Raw genomic sequence first — 24,847 nt, 5'->3', positions numbered from 1 at the left:
TCGCTGAATCGGCTTTTTCGCATTGTCTGTCTCCTCGTTTGGAGAACAGGCTAACTTCAAACCGCGGACTTTTCAGGGGAGCAGGTCAGCCGTAACCTCCTGCACATCGTTCGCGGCCGCGCACCCGAACCGCGCGCCATACCAACTGCCAATGGCTGGATCGCGGCCATCCTGTGCATCGCAGCCGGCCCGGCTGCGGGCAGCAGCACGGTTTTGGCCTTGGGATTTCCGCGCGCTCCGCTTACCGTCGTTCCAGCCCGGCACAGGGGAGAGGAAGATGGTCTATCGGCACGAGAGGAGCGGAGCGGGAACAGGCGCATGCCCGCGTCCGGTGGCGCTCGCCATGGTGCTGGTGATGCTCCTGTCCCAAGGCGCACGGGCCGAGCCGTTGGCCCCCGCGCCGGCCGCGAGCCCGCTGCCGCCGCATGCCGAACTTCGGTTCTGCTACTACGCCGGATTGGCCTATTCCGCAGGCGCGTTGATCACCATAGACACGCCGATTCGCCGGGAGGTTGTGACGGATCGCCCCAGAAAAGCGTTTCGTTGCGCCAAAGACGAGGCCGCGCAAGGCCGCTATGTCTGGCGCGAAACCGATCCCGATGAGGGCGATCCGTTTCGCGATTGAACGGGTAAAACCCCAATTTTCCTGAGGATTCGTGCATAGCCGCATTTTCCGCCGACCGCCCGGGCACAGGCGAGGGGTGTCGTTACTCAACCTTAACTAGGTCAAATTTGCGCCACATTCGTAGGACTTAATCAACCTAGAAACGAGAGAGGGCCACGGTGGCACCGAAAATGAAGATCACCGGGTTCGAAAAACAAAAGCGCAGAAGCGCTTCAAGGCGATGTGCCCGTCGGTAGAATTCCGACGGAACCACTGGAGAACGACATGAGAATCCTTGCCGTCGACGACGACGAACTGATCCGGGAACTGCTCCTGGCAACGCTCGAGGCGCATGGCTATACGGACGTGACCCTGGCGGAAAGTGGCGAGGACGCTTTGCGCAAGATCGCGTCCGCAGGCAAACCCTTCGACACGTTCATGTTCGACATTCAGATGCCGGGTATGGACGGCATCGAACTGACCCAGCGGGTCCGGGATATGCCGGACTATCGCGAGTCGCCGGTGGTCATGATCACCGCGATGAACCAGAAAGATTACATCGACCGGGCATTTCTTGCCGGGGCGACCGACTATGTGACCAAACCGTTTGATACCACGGAACTGATCACGCGGATTCGCCTGGCCGACAAACTGCAATCGGAGACGCGTCGGGCCACGGTGGCTGGACAGAGCCAGCGCGTAGGGAAAAACAAGCCCGCCTATGCCGATCCGATCGCCATCGAAGAGATCAAGGGCTACGTCTCGAGCGGTGTGCTCCAGAACTATGTCATGATCATGAAGGATCAAAAACAGCTTTCAATCGGGGCCTTCGCCATCCGCGTTCCCGAGCTGGAAAAGGTGCATGCCGGATCCTCGGCGGAAGAATTCGCCTATGTGGTCACGGATGTGGCCGAGGTGATTTCCGACACGCTGGTCGGCTCGCAGGCCTTTGTGTCCTATATCGGCGGCGGCGTGTTCCTGTGCGTTGGACCCCGGCGGATGCTGCCCGAGGCGCAAACCATTCAGGATCAGCTGTTCACGATGCTGAACGATTCCGATCTGGTCTATTGCGAAGAGGTTCCGACCAGCTTCTCCGCCCAGGTGGGGGCGCTCTCGGCACCCAAGATCCTGGAGCGGCGCGATGATCTGCGGTTCCTGGGCAGGGCGGTAGACAATCTGAACATGGTGCCAAAGCAACGGCAACTCAGCCCCATGAACAGCGGCATCGGGCGTTTGGACATTCACGCCGCATAGGACGCGGCGGGTTTCCGGATATATTATGCCCTGGGGCACAGGGGTGCCCCTGGGGATTGGTCGTGCCTGACTGGTTCCGCGGCGTTGCTAATCCGCATCAGATGACCCCTGATTGTTGACATATCTGTGAATTTTTAAACTCAGCTTAAATCGACTTGGGGTAAGGACACATTGCTGCCGGTTTTCACAGGCATTGTGTCAACCGAGGAAACAATCAGCGCCGAAAGAGCGCGTATCAAACAAAAATAGGCAGAGCGGGTTGGTAAGGTCAAATGGTACAGGGGTTGGACGCCGATAAGGCGGCGCAACTTAACGCAGGCCTCGCGCGGATACGCGAACGGTTTGTTCAGTCGCTTTCGGATCGCATCGATGCATTCTACGAATTGCTCGGCGACCTGCGCGACCCGGGCAGCTGGCAGGACGCCTGCGCTGAGATACGGGCCAGTGCGCACAAGTTGCATGGGATCTGTGCCAGTGTCGGATTTTCCAAGATAGGTCAGAACGCGGCGCAGGTCGAATACCTGATCGACGGACTTGGACCGACTCTTCGGGAACGGGATATTGATGAGGTGCGGAGCCTGCTGAACCTCCTTCTCGATGAAATGGAGCAACATTTGGATGCTGCGTAAAGCGGCCGGGCTTTTCGGGTCGACTGTGGGCCGGGCACTTGCGCTTCGGCCCCCGCAGCTTTTTTTCATCGCTTTGATCTGGGCGTCATGCCTGTCCGACCCATCCGGCCTGCAGGCACAGAGCGAGCCTGAGATACCCGAGGCAGAGCGCGCCACCTTGCGGATCGGCGTTCTGGCGGTCGAAGGCGCAACACGGACCCTGGAGGCCTGGGCGCCGACGGCGGATCTGCTGAACCGGGCGGTGCAGGAGCAGGGGCTGCCTTACAGGTTCAGCGTCGCGCCGCACACGGTCGCCTCGCTGACACAGGCAATCGAAGACAGGCAGATCGCCTTTGCGCTGACCGACCCGGCCTCGTTCGTCGCGGCCGAGGTGGAAAACGGGGCCCGTGCGCTGCTGTCCGCCGCCTACATGTGGGAGGGGCGGACCTATGACAAGACCGGCGCGCTGATCTTCACCCGGGCCGATAGCACCATCCGCGACATCCCCCAGTTGAAGGGGCGCAAGGTGATGGCGGTGGAGCCGGGCGATTTCAGCGGCTGGTGGCTGGCCGCGCAGGAATTCCGCAAACACCGGCTGGACCCGCGCGAAGACCTGTCGCAGCTGGTGTTCTCGGGCGGCAACCAGCGCGAGATCGTCTATGCGGTGCAGTCCGGGCTGGTTGATGCGGGGGTGGTGCGGGCCGGCCTGCTTGAGGATCTGGCGAAAAAGGGTGTGATCGCGCTGTCGGACTTTGCCCCGATCGCGGCGGTGGCAGAGCAGGATTACCCCTATTGGGTGTCGACGCCGCTGTATCCCGACTGGGTGCTGTCGGCGCTGCCTGATGTGCCCGAGCCGGTGCTCGCGGCAGTCATCAACACGCTCTTGTCGGTGACGGTGGACAGTGCGCAATCGCGCGCTGCGGGCGGCGCGCTGTGGCAGGCACCGCAGAACTACCAGCCGGTTCACGATCTGCTGATCTCGCTGCGCGCCCGCCCTTACGAGAATTACCTGCTGCAGGCGGCGAACCGGATTTTCCGCGCCTACCGGATACCGATCCTGGGCGGGATCGTCCTGATTCTGCTGTCGCTGGCGTTTCTGGCCTACCAGCTGCGGCGCAACATCCAGCTCGCCGAAGAGCGGCGCAACGTGCTCCAGTCCGAGGTGCGTTCGAAGCTGTTCTACCGCAGCGCCATCGAAGAGCACACGGTGTTCTGCATGCTGACGCAGGACGGCCGGATCTCTCACGTCAACGACCGGTTCTGCCGTATGGCCGACCGTATGCGGCCGGACATACTGCAACAACCCCTGGCCCGGTTCCTGGATGACAGCGACACCGATGTGCTGTTGCAGGAGATCATGACCTCGATGCAGGTGGGCGCGCCCTGGAACGGGCCGATGAAGATCCTGCGGGAGGACGGCAGTGCCGCCTGGGTGCAATGCAGCTGCATTCCGGTGACCGGCGCCGATAACCAGCTGAGCGAGGTCGCGGTGGTGGCCACCGACGTGACCCGAACCCGCAAGGGAATTTCAGAGGAGCGGTTCAAGAGTTCGCTGGACATGATCACCGATCAGGTGGTGGTGCTGCGGCCCGGCACACTGGAAATGCTCTACTGCAACAAGGCGGCGGAACAGCAACTGGTCCGCGACCGAATGGGCGGCGAGTGGAAGGGCAAGAAGGTCGGGAATTTCATCACCGGCGAGGATCTGGAAACACTCGAGTTGCGTCGCGATGCGCTGATCGAAGGGCCGCAACGGCGCATCACCTGGGAAGTGACCTCGAAATCCGGCGTTCCCTATGAAATCAGCCTGGAATACGTCGAACCGGATCAGGAAGAGCCGCGCCTGATCGCGATCTACCGCGACATAACCGAGCGCAAACAGGCCGAGAAGGCCAAGAACGAATTCGTTTCGACCGTCAGCCATGAGCTGCGTACGCCACTGACGTCGATGAAGGGGGCGCTGGGGCTGGCGCTGTCGGGCTCGATCGGCGACATGCCCGATCCGGTTCACAAGATGATTTCGATGGCCAGCACCAATTGCGACCGGCTGGTGGTGCTGATCAACGACATCCTCGATCTGGAAAAGATCGAGGCCGGCAAGATGGATTTCAAGATGGAGCCGCTGGACATGGCCGCGCTGGTCGATGCCGCGGCCGAGGCCAACAGCTTCTATGCCGACAAGTTCGGCGTGACCCTGCGCTGTGAAGTCGATGCCCAGGACGATGAGCTGTTCACCCTGGGGGACCGCAACCGCCTGATGCAGGTGATGGACAACCTGTTGTCGAATGCGGCCAAATACTCGCCCAAGGGGGGCGAGATCGTGATCTGGCTGCGCCCGAACGGCGATGCCCTGCAGCTGACGGTGCGCGACTTCGGCTCCGGCATTCCGAAGGCGGCGCAGCCGACCATTTTCGACAAATTCACCCAGGTCGACAGCTCCGATACCCGCTCCAAGGGGGGTACCGGACTGGGGCTGTCGATCGCCAAGCTGATCGTGGAGGAGCACCAGGGCGCGATTTCCTTCGTCAGCGAAGAGGGCGAAGGGACCGAGTTCTTTGTCGAACTGCCGCGGCTGCGGGACGATGTTCTGGGCCTGATCGCGCCGGCGAACGCTTTGGACCCGGCAGAAAACGGGTTCTCTCAGATCCCGGGGATCGCCGCCCGGGCCCGCCCGGCCGCAGGCGTGGCGCTGGCCGCGTTGCAGGCGCTGCTGCGCCGGAACGGGGCTCAGGTTGAAATCGACGGCGGCCACGTGGTGGCCAGCCAGGTGGTCAAGGGCGTCGGCGTTCTGGGACAATCCGCCGCGCCGGCCCTGCTGGACGAACCGGGGCGGGCGCTGCTGACCGGTTTGTGCGACCGGGAGGTCCTGGACAACCGTGCCGTTTCGGTTCTCGACGTTACCGCCGCGCCGGTGGAAGAGGACGAACCGGCCAGCCCGCCCGAAGAGATGATCGCGCTGTTGTCCGGCTGGTTGCAACAGGTGACCGAACCGGCCGGCGAGCGTGGTGCGCTGCGTATGCTGGTGGTGGATGGCGAGGCCGGCATCCCGGGCGGGATGGGCGGCGTCGAGATCGTGCATGCCCAGGATGTCGGCCAGGCATTGGCCCGGGCAGAGCAGGAGAGATTCGACTTGATCATGACGGGCGAGCGCGGCAGCGACGTGGCGGTGACGCTGGTGATGCCGGTGACCGGCGGCGGGCTGCCCGAGGATCTGCCGATCGTTCTGGTCGCGGCCCGGAACGCACTGGCCGAACCCGGCCGCGGGGTGGTATCCAAGTTTGCGCGGCCTACGACGGCCGGTCGGGGCAAGGCGCGCCGCCGGGCCGTGCGGTCGTGACGGCAAGTGCCGTGAACAGCTGATTTTGAAAGGAAGCGCGTTTTGGCCGAATTGACAAAGATCCTCCATATCGAGGATGAGGCTGATATCCGGGAAATCGCCCTTATGGCGCTGGAGATAATCGGCGGCTTTGAGGTGAGTCAGGCGGATTGCGGATCGGCGGCGCTGCCCCTCGTTGCCGAGACGATGCCCGACCTGATCCTGACCGATGTGCAGATGCCGGGCATGACCGGACCCGAGGCGCTTGCCGCTATCCGGGCCCTGCCGGGCTTCGAACGCATCCCGGCGATCTACATGACCGCCAAGGTGATGGAGTCCGAACGCGACGCCATGTTGGGCGAGCATGATCTGGGGGTCATCACCAAGCCCTTCGACCCGACCACCCTGGCCACCGAAATCCGCACCCTGTGGGCGGCTGGTCCGGCCGGCTGAGACCGGAGGCCGTTCAGCTCGGGCGGTTTCGGAGATAGACGTTGCGGGCGATTTCCTCGGTTTCCGCCGCTTCGCGCCGATCCTCGTGCTTCTGCAATTGCTCAAGGGATTGGTCGAGCGCGGCGTCATTCGTCTTGGCCTCGCGGTAGCTGCCCATGAGCTGCGCCTCGATCCCGGCCGCTTTTTCATCCAGCGCGGCAAGCTGGCCGGTCAGAAGGGCGCGCCGGGCCTCCACCGCGCGCAGGAAACCCGCCAGATAGGGGGCCGCCTCGGGCGAGGTGATGTGCCCCTCGCTTTCGACGCGGGCCTGGAGCGCCTTGATCTCTTCGTGAAGGTTGGCCTGCTCGGCCCGGATCGCCGTCATGCGCGCGGCATAGCCGTCGATTTCGTGCTGCTTGATCCGCTGGATCAGCCTGAGCGCCGAAATCCTGCGCCGGGCCGGCATGGCATCAGGCCGCCTCGGCCATGTCCTGCCGCGCCTCTTCCATCTCGTAGAAGTTCGGCTGCAGTTTGGTCGGGATGTTGCCACGGCCGATCTCGATGCAGATCGTCGGCGAATGGTCGTGAAGAATGGCGATGAAAATGTCGCGGATCACCGTGTAAAAGGCGCCGTCCTGTTCCTCGATGTCCGCCAGCCGGCTGGAGACCGGCGCGACAAACAGATAGGCCAGAAAAACCCCAAGGAATGTCCCCACCAGCGCGCCGCCGATCATCTCGCCCAGCACCGCCGGCGGCTTGTCGATCGAGCCCATGGTCTTGATCACGCCCAGAACGGCGGCGACGATGCCGATCGCCGGCAGCGCGTCGGCCACGGTGGTCAGCCCGTGCGACGCGGCCAGGGACTCATGGTGGTGTTTTTTAAGCTTCTTGTTGATCACGTCCTCGGTCTGAAACGGATCGTCGAACTGCAGCGCCAGCATGCGAAAGCTGTCGGTGATCAGATCGATGGCAAAGTGATCCTTTTGCAGCTTGGGGAACTGGGAAAAGATCGTGCTGTCCTGCGGGCTTTCGATATGGTCGTCCAGCGCCAGGATGCCGTCCTTCTGGTACATCTTGGTCAGGGTATACATCAGGTTCAGAAGGTCGATGTAATCCTGCTGCTTCCACTTCGGCCCCTTGAATGCCTTCAGAACCGATTTCGAGGTGTCGATGATCTGGCCAAAGGAATTGGCCGCGATGAACGACCCCAGCGCCGCGCCGCCGATCATCATCCCCTCGAAGGGCATCGCGTGCAGGATGACCCCCATCTCGCCGCCGGACAGGACGTAGCCGCCGAACACCAGGGCGATGACGATGATAAAGCCGAGAATGATGGTCATGACGGGGCACAGTCCATGGGGCCGCTATGGCCATTGTCGGTCGAATTCCTCTTGATCCAGCAGTCTATACGCGATTTTGGCAAGAACAAAATGAAAAACTCTTTATTAGTCCGAAAAAACTCCAACGAAAAGCAAGGATAATTGACAAGTAACGTGTGAATGGTACAGGTTTATACATGTTCAAGGCGGGTCCGGAAGGGATGCAGCGCATGGCTGGCAAGGAAAAGGTGATGGCCGTCCTGATGGGGCCGGTCGAGGTGCGCCAGACCTTTCGGGACTGGCCGGCCGAGATGTGCCTGGCGGTCTGCCTGATGGACAACGGCGACTGTCAGCTGGTCGTGTTCCGGCAAGAGGAGGTCGGGCCATTCCCGCGCCGCCTGCAACAGCACCTGGGTTTGAATGCCGATGAGCTTTGCTTCTTTCCGGCCGCCCCCGGGTTTCCCACCCGGACGCTGCTTTATTCCGACGAGCGGCGTTTGATGGCGCTGGTCTCGGAGGCGCCCGAGATCGTCGAAGAGGCGTCCGATTACTCCGTGAACTATGCCTATGCGCTGGAAGAGGGGCTGAACCCCGCCGTGTTCCTGGGCATCGAGGTGGCCGGCACCCGGCCAGAGCCCGCCCCCGAGCGGGGCGTCGACCGGACCGCGCCCGGCGACATGCCCTCCGGGGCCGATTTCGTGTCGCGCCGGGCGCCTCAGCCCGCGCCGGAACATGCCGCAACCGGACCCGCGCGCGCCGGGCGGGTCCGCAAGGCCCTGTTGCCCGGCTTCATGCAGCGGGTCGAACAGGCCCAGCCCGGGGCGCGGTTCCGCTCGGCCCGGGAATTGGCGTTGAGCGAAGAACGTCCCGTGCTCTGCGAGATATGCCCGGAACAGAACGGCTGGATCATGGTGGCCCGGATCGGTGAGGGGGGCGCCGACATCCGTATCGGCGATCCCGATCTGATCTATCTGCGCGATGACCACAGCGTCGTGGCGATCCGGCTGGAGCCGCCCTGGGACATCTCTGCGACCCTGCCCGGGCGGATCTGGATTCGGGCGAAAAGCCTGCCCCCCAGCCTGCGGACGATATTCACCGAGTGCGTTGGTTCGGCCGAGATGACGGGCAATGGCGCGTTTCTGTACCTGCATGTGGCGCCGCAGCTGACCGCGCCGGCCTCAAATCGCGCCGATCCGCCCGCCTTGAACAGCTCAGAGGCTCAGGTCACGCCGGATGCGGCCCCCCGGATTGGCGGGGACGAGGCCGCCGAGCCTGTCACGCCAGCGCCTCGGCAGGGAAAATACAGGATACGGCGGCGCCTGTTGGCCCTGACGGGGATCGCCGCCGCTCTGGTCCTGATCCAGCTTGGACTCCAGGTTGGATTCCAGCTCGGAGGGCAGGGGGCGCAGGGGCCGCTCGGCGGCGATGCGCAGATCGACTGGGACCGTTTCCGCAGCGTCTGGCAGGCGGCGCGCGCCGGGTAGCAGCCAGTCAGACGGCATGACCCCGCCACAAGGGGCGGGGCCGGTTTCCAGGCTCAGCGCAGCGCGCTGCGCAGGTTCTCAAATACCGCATCGTCCAGCTGGGTAACGCGCTCGGGTGCGCTGCCGCCGACCGTGCCGGCCGCATCGGCCTTGCGGGGGGCCGGGGCGGTCGCCGTCGTCTCCTCGGCCGAGGATCCGGCATCACCCGGGGCGGCCTGGGCGGGGAGGTCCGCGACCGGCTTGCGGTATTCCAGCAGTACGGTGATGCGTCGGTTCGAGGCATCGCGCGGGTCTTCGGGCACCAGAAGCTCGGTATCGGCCATGCCCGAGACGCGGGTGATGCGCGACGGATCGACACCGGAACCCAGCAGCACGCGGCGCATCGCATTGGCCCGGTCCGAGGACAGATCCCAGTTGTCATAGGCCTTGCGGTTGGTAAAGGGCACCGCGTCGGTATGGCCCGAGATCACCAGTGAATTGGGCAGCGCGGCCAGGGATTCGCCCAGCTTCTCCATCAGCTCCATCGTCGCACGGTGCATCTCGGCGCTGCCGGTGGCGAACATCGGCTGGCCCTGCTGGTCGACAACCTGAATGCGCATCCCGTCGGGGGTGCGTTCGAAGATCACGTTCTTTTCCAGCGGGCGCAGATCGGGATTCTCCTGCATCGCCTGGCGCAGCTCGGTCTGGAGCGTGTCGAACTGGGCGCCGTCGGCGGCGCGCATTTCCTGTGCCTGGGCGGCGGCCCGGGCGCCGGCGGCGTCCGCGACCGCATTCAGGGGCGCGACCGAATCGGGGGTCTGGCCCGCCCCGCCGGTGACCGAGGTGCCTTCCTGGCGCGGCTCGGCCTCGGCGGGGGCACCGCCGGCAGGGTGGTCATGCCTGCCCTCATAGGTGCCCTTGCGGGTTTCCTGCGGATCGGCGGTCTCGGTGACATCCATCACCTCCCATTTCGCCGGGCTGGGATCGTCGATCTCGCCGAAATCGACGCCGCGCGCCACCACCGACCCGCGCGAGGCGTTCAGCGTGCCCGGCGGGCCGAAGGTGGCCCCGTCGAGCAGCCCGCTGCCCTTGGGCATGGTCGCGTTGGTGAAATATTCGGCGATGCCGCGCAGCTTCTGTTCGTCGGCCGAGGACAGGATCCACAGCAGCAGGAAGAACGCCATCATCGCCGTCATGAAGTCCGCATAGGCCACTTTCCACGCGCCGCCGTGATGGCCGCCGCCCTCGATGATTTCCACCTTGCGGATGATGTTGGTCTTGGTGGTCGCTGCCATGTTCGTCTGCCTTGTGAGGGCCGGGTCTGCCGGCGGATCGTGACGACCGCGCAGAGGATGCGGGCCGAAGCTTCACAAGGTATCGGTTGGGAAGGTGCGCTCAGATGGGCGCAATTCGGACATGTTTGGGGCGGCGCCCCGGGAAATGTGGCAGAGTTGCCCCGGGGATCGGCGCCGATCACCGCGCCGGGCTGTCGTCCTCGCCGGGATCGCGCTGGTACTTGCCCAGGCCGACGCGCTTGGCATAGGCGGCCTTGCGCTCGGAATAGTTCGGCGCGACCAGCGGCATGTCCTCGGGCAGATGGAACAGCGCGCGATATTCCTCTTCGGTCAGGCCGTGCTCGGCCTTCAGGTGCCGTTTGAGCATGGTGAAACCGCGGCCGCAGCACAGGCAATAGACCTTGTCGGCCGTCACGGCCTTTTCTATCGGCAGGGCGGGGGCCGGTGCATCCACCGCTGCCGGCGCGGCCTGCGGCGGCGCTGCCGGGACGGTCCCGGGCGCGGCAGTCGCCGGGGCCAGCGCGCCGAACACGCCGGTCAGGCGCAGCGCGAGCGCGACGATTTCATCGGCGGATACATCGGGCCGGCCGGCATAGGCGGCAACGACACGGGCCACCGCGTCCGCGACCGTGGGGGCAGGGGCGGACCGAGTATATGCGGCACCAGTTTCGTTCGCGTCCATGGGTTCTGATTTCGCTTCTTCAGTCAGTCATAATCTGCTGCGCGCCGGATGGGCGGGATCCATGCGGTCATGGAGATCGCCCTCGGTGCGCCCGATCCGCATCAGGCCCGCCCCTGCGGCCGGCCCGGGACGACCGGCGCCGTATCGCGCAGGCGCAGCGCCCGCTTCTTGGCGCTGTGATAGGCCGGTCCGAGCAGGGGGGCGCGAATGTCATCGGAAACGCGGCGCTCCCGCGGCGCCGCTGTCAGTGTTTTGGCCATTGCCTCGGGGGCGTCTTCTGTCCGGGACTGGCCCATGTCGACCAGCGTTCGGTCGGCGCTTTGCAGAACCTCGGACAGGAAAGCATCCCCCTCGACCACCGAGAGGAGCAGTTTGACCCGGTCTGCCGCCGCGATCGCGGCGTGCCGGCTGACGCTGCTGTTTCTTGTCTCTGCCATGACGTCTCCGGTTGCCTGTACGGAACGATGTGTTGTGTCGCCTCTTCTATGGTATATGGCTTGCCGGGTTAAATTTTGGTCAAAACTTCTTGGACCACGCAAAGAATTGGTTACGCTCCGGTTAAAACTCCTGAATTCGCCCCAAATTATTCTTGCTGATCCTTTGCTCTCCTTTGCCGGCGGTTCGGCGCAATTGCCGCTGGCCTCGGGTTGCGGGCTGCGGCTACACTCTCGCCGCCGGGGCGCGCCGGGCTGCGAGGTGCCTGGCGCGGCGACAGGACGATACCCGAAAATCGGCCGGCAAAAGGGGCAGGAGAGGCAACCGTGTCAAACCCGCAGGACAGCGATCGCGACAGGCCTTTTGTATTGATCGCCGAGGCAGACGCGGCGATGCGCATGGCGCTGGACCATCTGTTTTCGGTGATCCTGCGCCGCCGGGCGCGCGCGACCGGCGATCCGGGCGAGGCGCGCTCGCTGCTGGAGCAGGGGCTGCGTCCGCAGGTTCTGATCGCGGGCCGGAGCGGAACCCCGGTCGAGGCGCTGGCGCTGATCCGGGCGGCCGCGGCCCTGGACATGGCCCCCCTCATCTTTGCGCTCGACTGGGGCGATCAGCCCGAGGCGGGGGTGCGGGCGTTTCTGGCCGGCGCGGATGACGTGGTCCACGCCCCGGTTCCGCTCAAGGAGTTCGCGCTGCGCCTGCGAGCCCGGCTGGGCAGCCGGATCTGCGGTCTGGCCGACTGTGAGGCCGATCTGGGGGCCGATTGGGATGCCGAGGCCGACATCGTCCGCCGCGCCGGTCTGACCGAGGCCGAGGCGCAGGTGGTCAATGTCCTGCTCAGTAGCAGCGGTGAAATCGTCACCCGCGACGAGTTGAGCCGCGTGATCGACCGGCGCCCCTGGTCCTATGGCGACCGCAAGTTCGACGTGCATGTCGGCAAGATCCGCAAAAAGCTGAACGCCGCCTTCGGGGCGCGTGTGTCGGTGCGAACGGTGCGATCCTCGGGCTATGTGCTGACCCTGGGCGCGGCGGCTTTCGCCCAGGGGCATTGACCGGCGGGCCGACTCGCCGTGCGGGCGCCGGGGATTCGACCGGGGGGTGCGGCTATCCCGCCTTCGTCAAGCGCGGAAATGTAAATATGCCCCTGTGCATATCTCCCCCGTCAATCCATAGGTGACACATCTAGCTGTTGCGGTTCTGGGTGTCATCCGTGGCATATATGGAAAAATTGTTGCCGCCGGGGCCGTTACGCGATGGCCGGAAGCCCGGTGCAAAAGACCGGCGGATGACGCTGGGAGTCGAGCGTTCACTGGCGATGGGAAAGGTTACCACCGGGTTTACAAAGAGACCATTCTCCTTTGAGGGGAAACTAAATATGGTCAATTTAACGAGAATGACGGCGATATATGGGGGTGTGTCGATGCAAGGCGCTGCGTTGTTGGAGCAGATTTGGGGCGACGAGATCGAGGTCCGCGCCCCTGACGAGATGTCGCCCCTGGCCCGCTTGCTCGGGGCGCTGCTGACGGCGCCGATGGTGACACTTGTCACCCACACCGAGGGGGGGCAGCCCTATGCCATGATGGAGGCGGACGAACTGCTGCCCGGCGCGCCGCTGGGCGATATTCTGACCGAAGAGCTGGGGCTGGACGTGCCACACGACGCGGTCGTGCTGATCGAACCGGCCTGTTTCGCCGATGCCGACTCTTACTCCGGCAACGTCCTGGGCCGGGAGCTTGGCCGCATCCTGAGCGAGATTGCCACCTGCGCCGGCGCCTGCGATGTGGCTGGCGCCGCGCATGGCGCGGTCTGGTCCGCCGGCGGCGACATCCCGCGCTCCGCCCGGCGGGCGCTGAGCCGCGACATGGCCCGGATCCTGCCCGAGGTGGACCGCGCCGCCCATGCGGACGGGGCCCGGCTGCGGTAGGCAGAGGCGACGGCGGATGGCGCAGAGAACTCGGCGCGCCACCGCGTCGGAACCGGGTAACATCGGGGCGATTAATTCCTCGTTAAACACATAAGTCTTTGCAGCTTGTTCTTGCTGTGGTCTGCTGCTGCCAACGAAGCGGCAGATTTCGTGAGGCAGGACATGGCGATTTCTTATGCAACGGCGCGGGGCGCGCCGCTGCTTGATATGGAGCAGGAGCGCATCTTGATCGGACGCTGGCAGGCGGAACGCGACCGGACGGCGCTGGAGGCGCTGATCCTTTCGCATGCGCGCCAGGTCTATGCCTGCGCCGCGCGCCTGTGCTTCGATGCGGCTGACCGCGAAGACCTGATCGCCGAGGGAATGGTCGGTCTGATCCGTGCGGCGAACCGGTTCGATCTGGCGCGCGAGGTCCGGTTTTCGACCTATGCCCACTGGTGGATCCTGCACAGCGCTACGCGCGCCCTGGCCCGCCTGAACAATGTCGTGGACCTGCCGGCGCGGGCCCAGCGCGCGGCGGGCAAGGCGAAACAGGCGACGCCGCTGGACGGCTCCGGCGATGCGCTGGAGGCCATGCAATCGCCCGATCCGACACCGGAAGAGCGGATGATCGCGCGTACGGCCAATGCCCGTCTGCGTCGGCTGATCGCCGAGGCGATGGGCGAGCTGGGCGATGTGGAGCGCGAGATCGTGCTGTCGCGCAATCTGCGCCAGGTGCCCGATACGATCGAGGATCTGGCCGTGCGCTTGGGCGTCAGCCGCGAAAAACTTCGCCTGATCGAACGCCGCGCGATGTCACGGCTGAAATATGGGCTGCTGTCACGGGGTGTGACCGCGGCGCAACTGGGGTGACCGGATGAGCGATGCAGTCAGCCTTTTGTCGGTTCTCACCGCGGTTCGGCCGGGCGGCCAGACCGCGCGCGGCGGGGAATTGGCGGGGTTCGAGGCGCTGTTCTCCCAGAATGACACCGGCACCGGTGCGAGCCGCTCCGAAGCGGCGGCAGCCCCCGGCGGCGCAGCGTTGAAGACACTGTACAATATCCTCACCGGACTGACCAAAAAGGCCGCCTACTTGGGAGCGCAGGGCGATGCGCCCGGTGAAACGCTGGAGGCTGTGGCCGGGCTCGCCACCGATCTGGCCAGTGCGCTGGCCATATTCGAGAAGGAAACCGGGCTGGGTCTCCTGCAACAGTTGAAGGCCGGACTTCCGGACGGTGGCATTGACGGGGACATTGTCGTTTCTTCGGGCGCCGGGGATGCGGCGGCGACCCCGGCCGATGCGGCGGCGGCGGTCCGGGCCCTGCAAACGGTGATCGCATCCGTGGGCGGGGCGGTGCAGGGCATCTCGGCTGCATCGGCGACGCCTGCCCAGAACGGGGCTGGCCTGTGGGCAAGGGCACCGGCCCCGACTACGGCCGTTTCGAACGGTGAAGCGCCTGTGGCGACACCGGTTGTGGCCGCTGCCTCCACCATCCCCGCCGCCACCTCTGGCGGTGCCGCCGCCGTTCCGGCATCCACAACGGCATCTGCCGTTGCGACCGTGACTGCGCCGACGGTGGTATCTGCCGCGGCGGTCAGGACTCCGGCCATGGCGCGCATCGCCGCGGTGGTTTCGGTGGCGTCCGGCCCCGCCGGCCCCGCGGTCCGGACATCGGAGATAGGCGCCGCAGCCCAGGCTCCGGTGGTGGCCGAGGCCGACGCGCCCGATGCCCCGTTCACGACCCTGCCACTGCACATCGGGCGGTCTGGCAATGTCGCAGGCCCGGGTGAGCGGGCGCTAATGGCACGGGTCGTATCGGCCGCCGAGGCAATGGCGCAGCCAGCTGGCGCGGCCGAGGCCCCGAACGTCGCGGCCCTGTTTCCAGGCCCGCCGCCCGGGGTGGGCGCGCGCCGCGCCGGCGCGACCGACGCTCTGATCACCACCGAGGATATCGCCCGCACCCTGGCCCGCGCCGGCCACCCCGGGCACGCCCCGGCGGGTGGCGCCCAGGCCAAGGCGCCGGATACCGGTGCCGAGCCGCCCCGTTTCGCAGCGGCGCTGGCGGCGCAGGTCCGCTCCGCCGAGGTCAGCGAGGGCCACACCCGGATCGAGTTGAGCCCGCGGGGACTGGGCAGTATCGAGGTGGATATCAGCACCGCGCAGGACGGCACCCTGAAGGTCGTGGTGCGGGCCGAGAACCCGGCGGTTCTGAACACGCTGCGCGCGGAACGGGATATGCTGGCACTGGCGCTGGGCGGTCTGGACAGCGGATCGCTGGATCTGCAATCCTACTCAGACGGCGGCGGGCAAGAGCCGCAGGGCAAGCGTGCCGCGCCGGCTGCCGCCGTGCTTGCAGACGACGCAGAGCCCGGGGCCGGCCCCGCCCGGGCGCAGACCGCAGAGATCGGCAACGGCCGGTTGGACATCGTGACCTGAGGAGAGACTGATATGGACGTGACCGCAACGGGCAGCACGCAGACGACGGGCTCTTCCAACAGTTCCCTGTCGCAACTGGGCGAGGATTATACCCGGTTTCTTACGCTTCTGACCGCGCAGATCCAGTACCAGGATCCGCTGGCGCCGATGGACAGTACCCAGTTCGTGTCGCAGCTCGCCCAGCTCAGCCAAGTTGAACAGGCGGTCAAGTCGAACACAAATCTGGAAACCTTGTCGGCCCAGTTCGGCGCGCTGACCTCGGTCGCCGGCGCCGGCATGATCGGCCGCGATGTGACCGTCAGCTCCGATCAGGTCCTGCTGGATAACGGCATGAACGACGGGTACTATATGCTGACCGGCGAGGCGGCCGAGGTTTCGGCGCAGATCGTCGATCCGCTGGACCGGGTGGTGCGCGAACTGAACGGTCTGGCGACCACCCCGGGCGAGTTGCTTCCGCTCCAATGGGACGGCAAGGACGATCTGGGCGCCGATGTGTTGAGCGGCAGCTATTCCGTGCGCATCACCGCTGTGGACGGTGCCGGCGATCCGGTCGCCGCCTATACCTATCGCAAGACCTCGGTAAAAGAGGTGCTGTTCGCCGAGGGAACACTCTATTACGGGCTGCCCGGTGACGAGAACGTTCCGGCCGCCTCCATTCTGGCAGTGCGATAGCGGCATCCCGCACCGCTAGTCGCGCGGCTTGCTCGAGGCCATGAACTGATTGATCTGCGCCGAGCGCACGGCGGGAAAACCGCTGTGCAGCTTCAGCACCAGACGCCCCGCCATCGCGGCGGTGTCGAGTGCCTGCTCCTCGCCCTTGCCGACCCAGAGCATGCTCTCGGCCATATCCGACGCCGCGGAGATGGTGGCATCGCGCAGCCGGGCGCGGCCGACCGTCCCGTTCACTTGTTCAAAGACGGTGACATCGTCCAGGAACACGTCCATGTCGATCAGGATGTGCAGAATGCGGGTCGGTTGCAGCACCTGGAAGGTGAATTTTCCCAGCGGCATTTTGTAAAGGGTTTCTCGTTCCACCCCGGCGACGGCGTCGTCAGCCAGTGCCGGCCCCCCTGACTCGAGCAGATACCGCCCCATGGCAAACCCCACCCCTCCCATCAGAAGCATAAGCAGGAGGGCGAGGAGCAGCTTTTTCACAGGTCACTCCGGTCAATAGGGCAGGACCACATCCAGGAAATCCTCGCCATAGCGCGGTTGCTGGACACGGCTGAGCTGCCCGCGCCCGCCATAGGCGATGCGGGCCTCGGCGATCTGGTCATAGGGGATGGTGTTGTCGATCATGATATCGACAGGGCGGATCACCCCGGCCACGCGCAGTTCGCGCAATTCCTGATTGACCTTCACCTCCTGCCGGCCGCCGATCACGAAATTGCCGTTGGGCAGTTCCTTGACGATCATCGCGGCGACGCGCAGCTGAATGGACTCGTTGCGCTTGATCGAGCCGTCGCCGGCGGTGGAGGAACTGGACCCCAGATCGATGATCGAGCCGCCGGTGGGCAGGTCGGAGGCATCGACACCCGGCAGGATCTTGTCGATCTGGCCGCCATAGCCGAGGAACACCGGATCCTTCACGTCCGTGCCGCCACTGCGGCTGCGTTCCGAGGCGTTGCGCAGCTGGGCGCTGTCGTCGATGTCGATCACCACGGTCAGCAGATCGCCCACCGCCTGGGCGCGGCGATCGCCGAAAAAACTGCGCGTATTCTTGCCCCAGAGGCTGGAGGCCTCGGCCCGCTGGGGCGGCCTCATCGGCTCGGTTTCCGGCATCGGAACGCTGATGCGGTTGACTTCCGGCATGGTTTCGCCGTCGAGCACCATGTCGCTGAGCGAGGGGTCGCGGTGCTTGGTGTACTGGCCGCAGGCCGACAGCGCGAGCGCCGCGGCAAGGGTGGCGAGAGCTCCGGCGCGGATGCGCCGCGGGCGGAGATTATCAGAAAGGGCGGGGATCAAAAGCTGGCCTCCACTAAACCATCGGCGCGGGCGATGCCCACGATCGTCTTGTTGCTGCTGAGATTGACCACCCGGACCTCCTGGCCCAGATGCGCATCGGAAATCGCCTTGCCCTCGGCGGAAAGTTCCAGTCCGCCATAGTTGAGCTGTATGGTCACCCGTTCGCCGCGCGAAACGATGATCGGCGGCTGCACCGATTGCAATTGCACCGGCCGCCCGGGCGAGAGCATGCGCCGGACCTGCATGCCAACCAGCGCGGCGTTCTCGGTGACCGCATAGGCGTTGACCCGGGCCCAGGGCATATCGACCATTTCAATATCTTCGGGCTGCACGATCTCATCGGGCATGATGCGGCGCACCGGCACCGGCACCGGCTGGGTCAGCGTGGCCACGCCCCAGACGCGGCGGACCTCGCCCAGATCGGTGATCACGTTGGCGATGAACTGACCGGTGTCGCGGTCGATCCAGAATTCGCGGATGAAGTCGCCCTGATCCGGCAGCCCCTCGGCCATCCGGACGTTGAAAAAGCCCTTGTCGGGCATGCCGGGGCCGACCTCCTGCGTTGCGCGTTCTGCCACCAGCGCGGAAATCTGGGCCGCGGCGGCGGGCAGCGCCGGCAGCAGCAGCGCGGCGACAAGCGCGGCAAGGCCGGGCCGGCGGCGGGATCGGGGCGGGGCTGTGGTTCTACGGCGCATCGGTCTACTTGATCTGATTGGCGGTTGAGAGCATCTGGTCGGCGGTTTCGATCGCCTTGGAGTTCATTTCATAGGCCCGCTGGGCCGAGATCAGGTCGGTGATCTGCTGGATGATATTGACGTTGGAGTTCTCAAGGTATCCCTGCCGGACGATCCCCGCACCGGGCTCGCCCGGGTTGATCAGCGACGGCTCGCCCGAGGCGGTCGTTTCCTCCAGAAGGTTGTTGCCGATCGGCTTCATCCCGGCCTCATTGAGGAAGGTGGCCATGGTCAGCTGACCCAGCTCCACAGGCGCAGGGTCGTTCTCGACATAGGCCATGACCACGCCCTCCTGGTTGATGGCGATCTGGCGGGTGTTCTCGGGCACATTGATGCCCGGGTCGATCTCGTACCCGTCGAGGGTGACGATCTGCCCCTCGGCGCTGAGCTGAAAGCTGCCGGCACGGGTGAAGGCCTGGCTGCCGTCGGGGCGGTTGACCACAAAGAAACCGCGCCCCTCGATGGCCAGGTCCAGCTGGTTCTCGGTTTGCGACAACCCCCCTTGGGTGCTGAGCCGGATCACCCCGGCGCTCTGCACCCCCAGCCCCACATTCATGCCCACCGGACGCGAGGTGCCCTCGGTCGAGGTCAGCGCGCCCTCTTGCTGCATCGACTGGTAGATCAGGTCCTGAAACGCCGCCCGCCCGCTTTTGAAGCCGGTGGTATTGGCGTTGGCGATGTTGTTGGCGATGACGTCGACATTGGTCTGCTGGGCCAGCATCCCCGTCGCCGCGATTCCAAGTGCTTTCATGCTCGGGTCCTTCCCGTTAGCCGGCGTCCGGCGGTTCAGACCACGCGGCCGAGGCGCTGGATCGCCTGCCGCGTCAGATCGTTGCTGTCGCTCATCAGTTTGGCGGCGCGCTCATAGGCGCGCTGAATATCCATCAGGCGGGTCATCTCGACGACGGGCTGCACGTTGCTTTGCTCGACAAACCCCTGGGCGATCACGGTCTCGTCGTCGGGGACAGCCGCGCCGCCTGCGTCGCCATAGAGGTAGAGGCCGCCGCCGATCGGAACCAGCCTGTCCACATCCGGCACGCGAAAGATGCCGATCTGGCCCAGGATGCCGCCGTCGGCCTCGGTGATGGTTCCGTCAGCGGATATGGTGATGTCCTGCCCCAGTGCCTGCGGCAGGGTGATCGGGGCACCGCCCCGGTTCAGGATCGGCGCGCCCGTCAGCGTCGAAAGCTGGCCATCGGAATTGACCGTCAGCCGCCCGTCGCGGCCATAGGCAGTGGCGCCCGTCCCGGTCTGATACGAGAACCACCCGGTTCCCGACAAGGCCAGATCCAGCGGACTGCCGGTGGCGATCAGCGCCCCCTGGCTGGAATTGAGATAGGTGCCGCGATCCTCGACATAGCTGACCGCCATGTCCTCCTCGCCGTCGGGCTGCACCGCCTCGAACAGGGGGTGCATCGATTTGTAGCCCGCAGTTGTCGCATTGGCCATGTTGTGCGCGGACATGTCCATGCTGCGCTGCAAGGCAGTGGCGAGAGAAAGGGAAACGTAATCCGCGTTGCTCATGGCTGGCTCCGTGCCCCTGAGATGCGCCGACAAGGATAGACCGGCAAGATTTCGGTATCATTCCTGTTATTGCATGATAAACTATCCATCAATATAAGAATTAAGGCAAGATGTATTTGGGGAAATACAAGGACAGTCGGTGGCCTACATGAAGAAACCGGCGGCGGTTGTTGCACTTCTGGCGGGCGGCGTTGCGGCCGGTGTCGCGCTGGCCTCCAGTGCGCCCTCCGACGCGCCGGCGTTGTCGGATCTGGGTCAGGCGGCCCGCCAGTCCCCGGGCGCGGCGCGGCAATCGGACATGGACTTGCGGCGCTGGCCGCTGGACGGGTTCCATAGAGAGTTGACGCGGCGGATCGATGCGTTGAGCTCGGCCCACGGACCGGAGCGGTTGGCCGTCTTTCTCGACATGGCAGAGTTGTATCTGAGCCAGGCGCTGCTCTACGAGGCCGGGTCCGTCCTCGATGGGGTGGAGCCCGAGGCGGCCGGCGATGCCCGTCGCTGGCGCGCCATGCGGGATGCGGCGCTGTTGTTGAGTGGTCAGCCCGCGTCGGAGGACATCAAGACCTCGCCGCTGGCGGCCCTCTCGCGCCCCGACCGGAGCTTGTGGCTGACCCTGCAGGCGGTGGCGGTTGGCGATTCAGTGATGCTGCGGAACAATCTGGCCGGGGCGCTGGAGGCGCTGGCCTATCAGACCCGTCCGGTGGTGCGCGTCCTGCTGCCGATCCTGGCCGAGGCCGCGGTCGAAACCGGAGAGGCGCGCCTGGCCGATCAGGCGGTGGCGCTGCTCGAGGGGTTTCCCGATCTGTCGAGCGCCCCGGTGGGCAGCTATCTGCGGGGGCGCGCGGCGCTTGTCCAGGGCAGGGCCAAGACCGCGCTGGAGCATTATTTTCTGGCCAGCGATGGCTGGGATCTCTACGCCGCGCGGTCGCGGCTGGCGCTGGCGGACATGGCGCTGAAGGATGGCGGCCGCGGCGCGCTTCTGGCGGCGCGGGACGTCCTTGAGTACGGCGTCGGCGCCTGGCGTGGCGACCGTTACGAACGCGAATTGCTGCGGCGGCTCGCCGGGCTCTATACCGCCACCGGCGACCCGCTGTCCGCGCTGGTCGCACGCGGCAAGTTGATGCTGCGGTTTCCCGGCACCGAGGCGGCGGAAGAGGCCGCTACCCTGGCGCGTGCGGATATGGCTTCGGTTTATCAGGACGGCGCCGCGGGGCGCCTGTCGCTGTCCAAGTGGGTGACGCTGCATATGGAACTGGTGCCGCTCTATCGCTTTTTCCCCGAGTTTGCCCAGCACTCCGAGATCCTGGCGGACCGGGCTTTGGAGCTTGGCGGCACCGATCTGGCGGCGGGCGAGTATCGCCGGGCGCTGGCGCTGGTGCAGGAACTGGCCACCGTGTCCGGCACGACGGTCGACGAGGGGCATCTGATCGGGTTGCGGCTGAAACTGGCCCGGGCCCTGTCAGGCGGTGGGCAATATGCCGAGGCGCGAACGGTTCTCGAGCGGATCGGCGCGCCGGAAGATCCGGCGCAGCGCCGGCGCGTCAACGCGTTGAAGGCCTCGGTTCTGGCCAGCCTGGGTGACAACGAGGGGGTGCTGCGCACCCATGTCGCCGCCCCCGACGCGGGAAATCTGCGCGACCTCGCGCTGGCGCTTTGGCAAGAGGGAACATGGACCGAGGCGACGCGGTTCTACACCAAGCTTTGGGTGAATTTCCCCGATGCGTTCACCGCCCGCGATGCCTCGTACCTGCTGCTCGCGGCGCGGCGGGCCGGGGACGTGCGCGCCGCAAGCGAGGTCGTCGCGGCCTTTCCCGACCTGACCGACTCCGTGGCCTGGGTCGAGATCGCCGAAAGCCTGCTCAACCCGCCGGCGCCGCTGGTGCCGCTCAGCCGCGACGCGGCCGACACCCGTCTGGAAAGCGCCAAACGGGCGGTCGGCACCATCAATGCCGCCGACACCGGCCTTTAGGGCGGCGCGCCGGGCCGGCAATCGCGCTGAATGAGGTTGCAATCCTTGCAGGAAAGCCTGCGGTCAGGTTGTTTTTCTTAAATTTTTAACTTGCTTTAAAATAGCGTCGTGTATTCCTTGTGGGAAAGAGGTCAAAGACAAGAATAAGAGGCGGCGAGCATGAGTATTTCAAGCGCACTTCAGACCGGAGTCAGCGGGCTTCAGGCCAACTCCAGGGCTGTGGGCGGCATCTCGGAGAATATCGCGAACGCCAATACGGTCGGCTACAAGCGCGGCTTTGCCCATTTCGTCACGACCAGCGCCTCCGGCGGCGGCGCCACCGGGGCGTTGTCGGTCGATGCGGTCGAGGCGATGGACATCAACCATGCCGGCGGCCTGATCTCGACAACCTCGTCCACCGACATGGCGATCAGCGGCTCCGGGTTCTTCACCGTCTCGCTGCGTCCCGACGAGACGGTTCAGACCAATTACCTTTTGACGCGCGCCGGCTCCTTCCTGCCGGACAAGGACGGCAACCTGGTGAATGCGGGCGGCTTCTATCTGGCTGGCTATCGCTATGGCCTGGACGGGACGCTGGGGGATGTCGATCGCAGTTCTTTCGCGCAAATGGAAACGGTGAATATCGGCGACATCACCCTGTCGGCCGACGCAACCACGGAGATTTCCACTGCGGGCAACCTGCCCGCACAGGAGTCGGGTCTTGCCACCCCGGGGGCGCCCTTCACCACATCGTCGGAATTTTTCACCCCCTTGGGCGCATCGGAGCGGCTGAGCTTCTCCTGGGAGCCGACCACCACCGACAACCGCTGGAACGTGACGATCAGCGATGGCGCCGGGACCGCGCTGGGATCGGTGACTGTCGACTTCAATGATTCCGGCGCGCTCGCCGGCTCGCCGGCCGCCTATTCCGGCGTGACCTCGACGGCGACCGCGCCGTCGGGCTTCTCCTTCGACACGGCCACCGGGGTGGCCACGGTGACCGTGGATGGCGGCGGTTCGCCGCAGACCATCGACATCACCCTGGGCACACCTGATTCTTTCGATGGCATCACGCAGTTCGCCGGCGATTTCAGCCAGACCTTCGGTCGCGACGGCTCCAGCGTGGGGGAACTCATGCGCACCGAAATCGACGAAGGTGGCACGCTCTACGGCATCTTTGACAATGGCCAGCGCAAGGCGCTTTACGAGATTCCGGTCGCCGTCGTGGCGAACCCCAACGGGTTGCGCGAGATGCGCGGCAATGCTTATGCGCTGACCAATGACACCGGGACATTCCTGGCGATGAAGGCCAATACCGGGGCCACAGGCTCGATCAGCGAGAAATCCCTGGAAGCCTCCAACGTGGATATCGCCGAAGAGATGACCGATCTGATCAAGGCCCAGCGTGCGTTCTCGACCAATGCCAAGGTGGTGACCACTGTGGACGAGATGATGGATGAGACAACGCGTCTCAAACGCTGACGGGAACCTGTTTTCAGGGGATAACCCATGAGTCTTTCAAGCGCCCTGAATGCCGCCGCGTCGGGTCTGGCCACGGCGCAGACCCAGACGCGCGTTGTCTCCGACAACATCGCCAACGCGATGACCGACGGTCATGTACGGCGCGAGGCGGTGATCGTCAGCACGGTCGGCGGCGGCTCCCAGGTGTCCGAGGTGCGCCGCGACGTGGATGCGGCGCTGGTGCGGATGGCGCGCACCGAAAGCGGCAAGATGGCTCACCAGCAGGCCATCAGCGAGGGGCTGAGCAACTACACCATCTTTCTGGGTCAGCCCGGAGACGGCCTGTCTCCGGCCGAGAAATTTTCCACCTTCAACACGGCGATGACCACGCTGGTCAACATACCGTCGTCGACCGGGGCCCAGTCCGCCGCAGTCTTCGCGGCCGAGGATCTGGCCGCCTCGGTTCGCGGCGCAAGCGATACGCTCGCCAACGTGCGCGCCGAGGTCGACATGGAGATCCGTTACGAAGTGGCCGACCTGAATCAGGCGCTTTACGATCTGGCCACGCTGAACGGACGCATGCGCGATTTCGGCGCCGGAACGCTTGAGGCGGCACAACTGGGCGACCGAATGGACGGGCTGCTCGATCAGGTGTCCGAGATCGTCAGTATCCGGGTGTCGCAAACCTCGGACGGTCAGGTCAACATCTATACCACCGGCGGCGCGGCGCTGCTGGAGGGGGCCCAGGTTCAGGATGTCACGTTCAATCCCGGCGACGGAACCTTCTTTGCCGGCGATGCCGAGATCACGCCAGGCAAGGCCGGGGTGCGCGGCATTGACGAGGGCAGCCTGGCCGGATTTTCCGAATTGCTGGGGGACATCCTGCCCAGGTTCCAGCTTCAGCTCGACGAATATGCGCGCGGGTTGATCCAGACCTTCGAGGCGGCCGACGCCTCGTTATCGGCAGGTGAAGCCGGGTTGTTCACGGACAATGGCGGCGCCTATGACCCGGCCAGGCTGGACGGGCTGGCCAGCCGCCTCCGGGTCAACGACCTGGTCAGTCAGAGCGCCGGAAGCGAGGTGTGGCGCATCCGCGACGGTATTGGCGCCGCCGCGCCCGGCGCGGCCGCGGACGCAACGCAAATCCAGGGCTTTATCGACGCGATGGACGCCCCGCTCGGGGCCGATCCGGAGACCAGCCTGAACGCCACCGTCACAGTCGCGAATTTCGCCGCCGAGATGGTTTCGTCGCAATCCGCCGAGCGGGTCCGGGTCGAGAGAAGCTATGCCGCCGCCAGTTCGGCCGCCGAAATGGTGCAGGCCTCGCGGCAGAACGTCGAAGGGGTGAATATTGATGATGAACTGCAAAAGCTGCTGTTGATCGAACAGAGCTATGCCGCCAATTCAAAGATGCTGACCGCCGTGGCCGAGATGCTCGACACGCTGTTGGCCGCCGTTTGAGGGTAA

The 24,847-nt window shown here is 65.3% G+C and carries 24 protein-coding genes; 14 read left to right on the top strand and 10 right to left on the bottom strand.

Annotation, left to right across the window (positions count from 1 at the left end; translation table 11 throughout):
- Nucleotides 1–277 precede the first annotated feature (277 nt).
- The 5 genes from E1832_RS07440 (at nt 278) to E1832_RS07420 (ending at nt 6,235) form a co-directional block, all read left to right on the top strand.
- Nucleotides 278–625, top strand: a complete 348-nt coding sequence (locus E1832_RS07440) for a hypothetical protein (RefSeq protein WP_165978828.1) — start codon at nt 278–280, stop codon at nt 623–625.
- A 264-nt stretch (nt 626–889) separates the two neighbouring features.
- A complete protein-coding gene (locus tag E1832_RS07435; protein WP_133359104.1) occupies nt 890–1,858 on the top strand; it encodes a response regulator in 969 nt (322 codons plus the stop codon).
- Between the two features lie 284 nt (nt 1,859–2,142).
- On the top strand, nt 2,143–2,487 hold the full coding sequence (locus E1832_RS07430) for an Hpt domain-containing protein (protein WP_165978827.1): 345 nt from the start codon (nt 2,143–2,145) through the stop codon (nt 2,485–2,487).
- A 73-nt stretch (nt 2,488–2,560) separates the two neighbouring features.
- The gene (locus E1832_RS07425) at nt 2,561–5,803 is read left to right on the top strand and encodes a PhnD/SsuA/transferrin family substrate-binding protein (protein ID WP_165978826.1); all 3,243 of its coding nucleotides are present in this window, start codon (nt 2,561–2,563) and stop codon (nt 5,801–5,803) included.
- Between the two features lie 51 nt (nt 5,804–5,854).
- Entirely contained in the window at nt 5,855–6,235 is a 381-nt protein-coding gene (locus E1832_RS07420) for a response regulator (protein WP_133359101.1), read from the top strand.
- Between the two features lie 13 nt (nt 6,236–6,248).
- On the opposite strand, the gene E1832_RS07415 is transcribed toward E1832_RS07420, so the two are convergent.
- Together E1832_RS07415 and motA are read right to left on the bottom strand one after the other, a co-directional pair.
- Nucleotides 6,249–6,680, bottom strand: a complete 432-nt coding sequence (locus tag E1832_RS07415; protein WP_133359100.1) for a hypothetical protein — start codon at nt 6,678–6,680, stop codon at nt 6,249–6,251.
- Nucleotides 6,681–6,684: 4 nt separating this feature from the next.
- The gene (motA, locus tag E1832_RS07410) at nt 6,685–7,554 is read right to left on the bottom strand and encodes a flagellar motor stator protein MotA (protein ID WP_133359099.1); all 870 of its coding nucleotides are present in this window, start codon (nt 7,552–7,554) and stop codon (nt 6,685–6,687) included.
- A gap of 176 nt (nt 7,555–7,730) precedes the next feature.
- Between motA and E1832_RS07405 the strand changes: the two genes are divergently transcribed.
- Nucleotides 7,731–9,017: a hypothetical protein gene (locus E1832_RS07405; protein ID WP_133359098.1), complete on the top strand. Its 1,287-nt coding sequence runs from the start codon at nt 7,731–7,733 to the stop codon at nt 9,015–9,017.
- A 53-nt stretch (nt 9,018–9,070) separates the two neighbouring features.
- Here E1832_RS07405 and E1832_RS07400 read toward each other — a convergent pair whose 3' ends face one another.
- The 3 genes from E1832_RS07400 to E1832_RS07390 form a co-directional block, all read right to left on the bottom strand.
- On the bottom strand, nt 9,071–10,291 hold the full coding sequence (locus E1832_RS07400; RefSeq protein ID WP_133359097.1) for a flagellar motor protein MotB: 1,221 nt from the start codon (nt 10,289–10,291) through the stop codon (nt 9,071–9,073).
- 178 nt (nt 10,292–10,469) lie between these two features.
- On the bottom strand, nt 10,470–10,973 hold the full coding sequence (locus E1832_RS07395; protein WP_133359096.1) for a MucR family transcriptional regulator: 504 nt from the start codon (nt 10,971–10,973) through the stop codon (nt 10,470–10,472).
- Between the two features lie 101 nt (nt 10,974–11,074).
- The gene (locus E1832_RS07390) at nt 11,075–11,410 is read right to left on the bottom strand and encodes a hypothetical protein (protein WP_133359095.1); all 336 of its coding nucleotides are present in this window, start codon (nt 11,408–11,410) and stop codon (nt 11,075–11,077) included.
- A 324-nt stretch (nt 11,411–11,734) separates the two neighbouring features.
- On the opposite strand from E1832_RS07390, the gene E1832_RS07385 reads away from it, so the two are divergent.
- The 5 genes from E1832_RS07385 (at nt 11,735) to E1832_RS07365 (ending at nt 16,420) form a co-directional block, all read left to right on the top strand.
- Entirely contained in the window at nt 11,735–12,460 is a 726-nt protein-coding gene (locus tag E1832_RS07385; protein ID WP_133359094.1) for a winged helix-turn-helix domain-containing protein, read from the top strand.
- A 341-nt stretch (nt 12,461–12,801) separates the two neighbouring features.
- On the top strand, nt 12,802–13,332 hold the full coding sequence (locus E1832_RS07380) for a hypothetical protein (protein WP_165978825.1): 531 nt from the start codon (nt 12,802–12,804) through the stop codon (nt 13,330–13,332).
- Nucleotides 13,333–13,494: 162 nt separating this feature from the next.
- Nucleotides 13,495–14,184 carry a sigma-70 family RNA polymerase sigma factor gene (locus E1832_RS07375; protein WP_133359092.1) on the top strand — a complete coding sequence of 230 codons (690 nt, stop codon included), beginning with the start codon at nt 13,495–13,497 and terminating at the stop codon, nt 14,182–14,184.
- 4 nt (nt 14,185–14,188) lie between these two features.
- Nucleotides 14,189–15,748, top strand: a complete 1,560-nt coding sequence (locus E1832_RS07370) for a flagellar hook-length control protein FliK (RefSeq protein ID WP_133359091.1) — start codon at nt 14,189–14,191, stop codon at nt 15,746–15,748.
- Between the two features lie 12 nt (nt 15,749–15,760).
- Complete coding sequence (locus E1832_RS07365) at nt 15,761–16,420, top strand: flagellar hook assembly protein FlgD (protein WP_133359090.1); 660 nt, start codon at nt 15,761–15,763, stop codon at nt 16,418–16,420.
- 15 nt (nt 16,421–16,435) lie between these two features.
- Here E1832_RS07365 and E1832_RS07360 read toward each other — a convergent pair whose 3' ends face one another.
- From E1832_RS07360 to E1832_RS07340, 5 genes are read right to left on the bottom strand one after another with little or no spacing between them, the layout of a single operon-like run.
- Nucleotides 16,436–16,903 (bottom strand): hypothetical protein, encoded by a 468-nt coding sequence (locus E1832_RS07360; RefSeq protein ID WP_133359089.1) that lies wholly within the window; start codon nt 16,901–16,903, stop codon nt 16,436–16,438.
- A gap of 12 nt (nt 16,904–16,915) precedes the next feature.
- The gene (flgH, locus tag E1832_RS07355; protein WP_245513887.1) at nt 16,916–17,713 is read right to left on the bottom strand and encodes a flagellar basal body L-ring protein FlgH; all 798 of its coding nucleotides are present in this window, start codon (nt 17,711–17,713) and stop codon (nt 16,916–16,918) included.
- A complete protein-coding gene (gene flgA / locus E1832_RS07350) occupies nt 17,710–18,408 on the bottom strand; it encodes a flagellar basal body P-ring formation chaperone FlgA (RefSeq protein ID WP_133359088.1) in 699 nt (232 codons plus the stop codon). The genes flgH and flgA overlap by 4 nt, the downstream gene beginning before the upstream one ends.
- A gap of 4 nt (nt 18,409–18,412) precedes the next feature.
- Entirely contained in the window at nt 18,413–19,198 is a 786-nt protein-coding gene (gene flgG, locus E1832_RS07345) for a flagellar basal-body rod protein FlgG (protein ID WP_133359087.1), read from the bottom strand.
- A 35-nt stretch (nt 19,199–19,233) separates the two neighbouring features.
- Nucleotides 19,234–19,971, bottom strand: a complete 738-nt coding sequence (locus E1832_RS07340) for a flagellar hook-basal body complex protein (RefSeq protein WP_133359086.1) — start codon at nt 19,969–19,971, stop codon at nt 19,234–19,236.
- 139 nt (nt 19,972–20,110) lie between these two features.
- Here E1832_RS07340 and E1832_RS07335 point away from each other — a divergent pair, with 139 nt between their 5' ends.
- The 3 genes from E1832_RS07335 (at nt 20,111) to flgK (ending at nt 24,841) form a co-directional block, all read left to right on the top strand.
- Nucleotides 20,111–21,940 carry a tetratricopeptide repeat protein gene (locus tag E1832_RS07335; protein WP_133359085.1) on the top strand — a complete coding sequence of 610 codons (1,830 nt, stop codon included), beginning with the start codon at nt 20,111–20,113 and terminating at the stop codon, nt 21,938–21,940.
- A 159-nt stretch (nt 21,941–22,099) separates the two neighbouring features.
- Nucleotides 22,100–23,401 carry a flagellar hook protein FlgE gene (locus E1832_RS07330; protein WP_133359084.1) on the top strand — a complete coding sequence of 434 codons (1,302 nt, stop codon included), beginning with the start codon at nt 22,100–22,102 and terminating at the stop codon, nt 23,399–23,401.
- A gap of 27 nt (nt 23,402–23,428) precedes the next feature.
- The gene (gene flgK / locus E1832_RS07325) at nt 23,429–24,841 is read left to right on the top strand and encodes a flagellar hook-associated protein FlgK (RefSeq protein WP_133359083.1); all 1,413 of its coding nucleotides are present in this window, start codon (nt 23,429–23,431) and stop codon (nt 24,839–24,841) included.
- The last annotated feature ends 6 nt before the right edge of the window (nt 24,842–24,847 follow it).

This window comes from Antarcticimicrobium luteum (assembly GCF_004358185.1).
In the GTDB taxonomy this organism is placed as follows: domain Bacteria; phylum Pseudomonadota; class Alphaproteobacteria; order Rhodobacterales; family Rhodobacteraceae; genus Antarcticimicrobium; species Antarcticimicrobium luteum.
The sequence above is the reverse complement of the archived record's forward strand: the minus strand, read 5'-3'. Positions and strand labels throughout refer to the sequence as shown.

Excerpts from the sequence above, each read along its gene's own strand:
- E1832_RS07440 (WP_165978828.1), top strand. The coding sequence starts at position 278 with ATGGTCTATCGGCACGAGAGGAGCGGAGCGGGAACAGGCGCATGCCCG.
- E1832_RS07435 (WP_133359104.1), top strand. The coding sequence starts at position 890 with ATGAGAATCCTTGCCGTCGACGACGACGAACTGATCCGGGAACTGCTC.
- E1832_RS07415 (WP_133359100.1), bottom strand. The coding sequence starts at position 6,680 with ATGCCGGCCCGGCGCAGGATTTCGGCGCTCAGGCTGATCCAGCGGATC.
- motA (WP_133359099.1), bottom strand. The coding sequence starts at position 7,554 with ATGACCATCATTCTCGGCTTTATCATCGTCATCGCCCTGGTGTTCGGC.
- E1832_RS07405 (WP_133359098.1), top strand. The coding sequence starts at position 7,731 with ATGTTCAAGGCGGGTCCGGAAGGGATGCAGCGCATGGCTGGCAAGGAA.
- E1832_RS07400 (WP_133359097.1), bottom strand. The coding sequence starts at position 10,291 with ATGGCAGCGACCACCAAGACCAACATCATCCGCAAGGTGGAAATCATC.
- E1832_RS07395 (WP_133359096.1), bottom strand. The coding sequence starts at position 10,973 with ATGGACGCGAACGAAACTGGTGCCGCATATACTCGGTCCGCCCCTGCC.
- E1832_RS07390 (WP_133359095.1), bottom strand. The coding sequence starts at position 11,410 with ATGGCAGAGACAAGAAACAGCAGCGTCAGCCGGCACGCCGCGATCGCG.
- E1832_RS07380 (WP_165978825.1), top strand. The coding sequence starts at position 12,802 with ATGACGGCGATATATGGGGGTGTGTCGATGCAAGGCGCTGCGTTGTTG.
- E1832_RS07375 (WP_133359092.1), top strand. The coding sequence starts at position 13,495 with ATGGCGATTTCTTATGCAACGGCGCGGGGCGCGCCGCTGCTTGATATG.
- E1832_RS07370 (WP_133359091.1), top strand. The coding sequence starts at position 14,189 with ATGAGCGATGCAGTCAGCCTTTTGTCGGTTCTCACCGCGGTTCGGCCG.
- E1832_RS07365 (WP_133359090.1), top strand. The coding sequence starts at position 15,761 with ATGGACGTGACCGCAACGGGCAGCACGCAGACGACGGGCTCTTCCAAC.
- flgA (WP_133359088.1), bottom strand. The coding sequence starts at position 18,408 with ATGCGCCGTAGAACCACAGCCCCGCCCCGATCCCGCCGCCGGCCCGGC.
- flgG (WP_133359087.1), bottom strand. The coding sequence starts at position 19,198 with ATGAAAGCACTTGGAATCGCGGCGACGGGGATGCTGGCCCAGCAGACC.
- E1832_RS07340 (WP_133359086.1), bottom strand. The coding sequence starts at position 19,971 with ATGAGCAACGCGGATTACGTTTCCCTTTCTCTCGCCACTGCCTTGCAG.
- E1832_RS07330 (WP_133359084.1), top strand. The coding sequence starts at position 22,100 with ATGAGTATTTCAAGCGCACTTCAGACCGGAGTCAGCGGGCTTCAGGCC.
- flgK (WP_133359083.1), top strand. The coding sequence starts at position 23,429 with ATGAGTCTTTCAAGCGCCCTGAATGCCGCCGCGTCGGGTCTGGCCACG.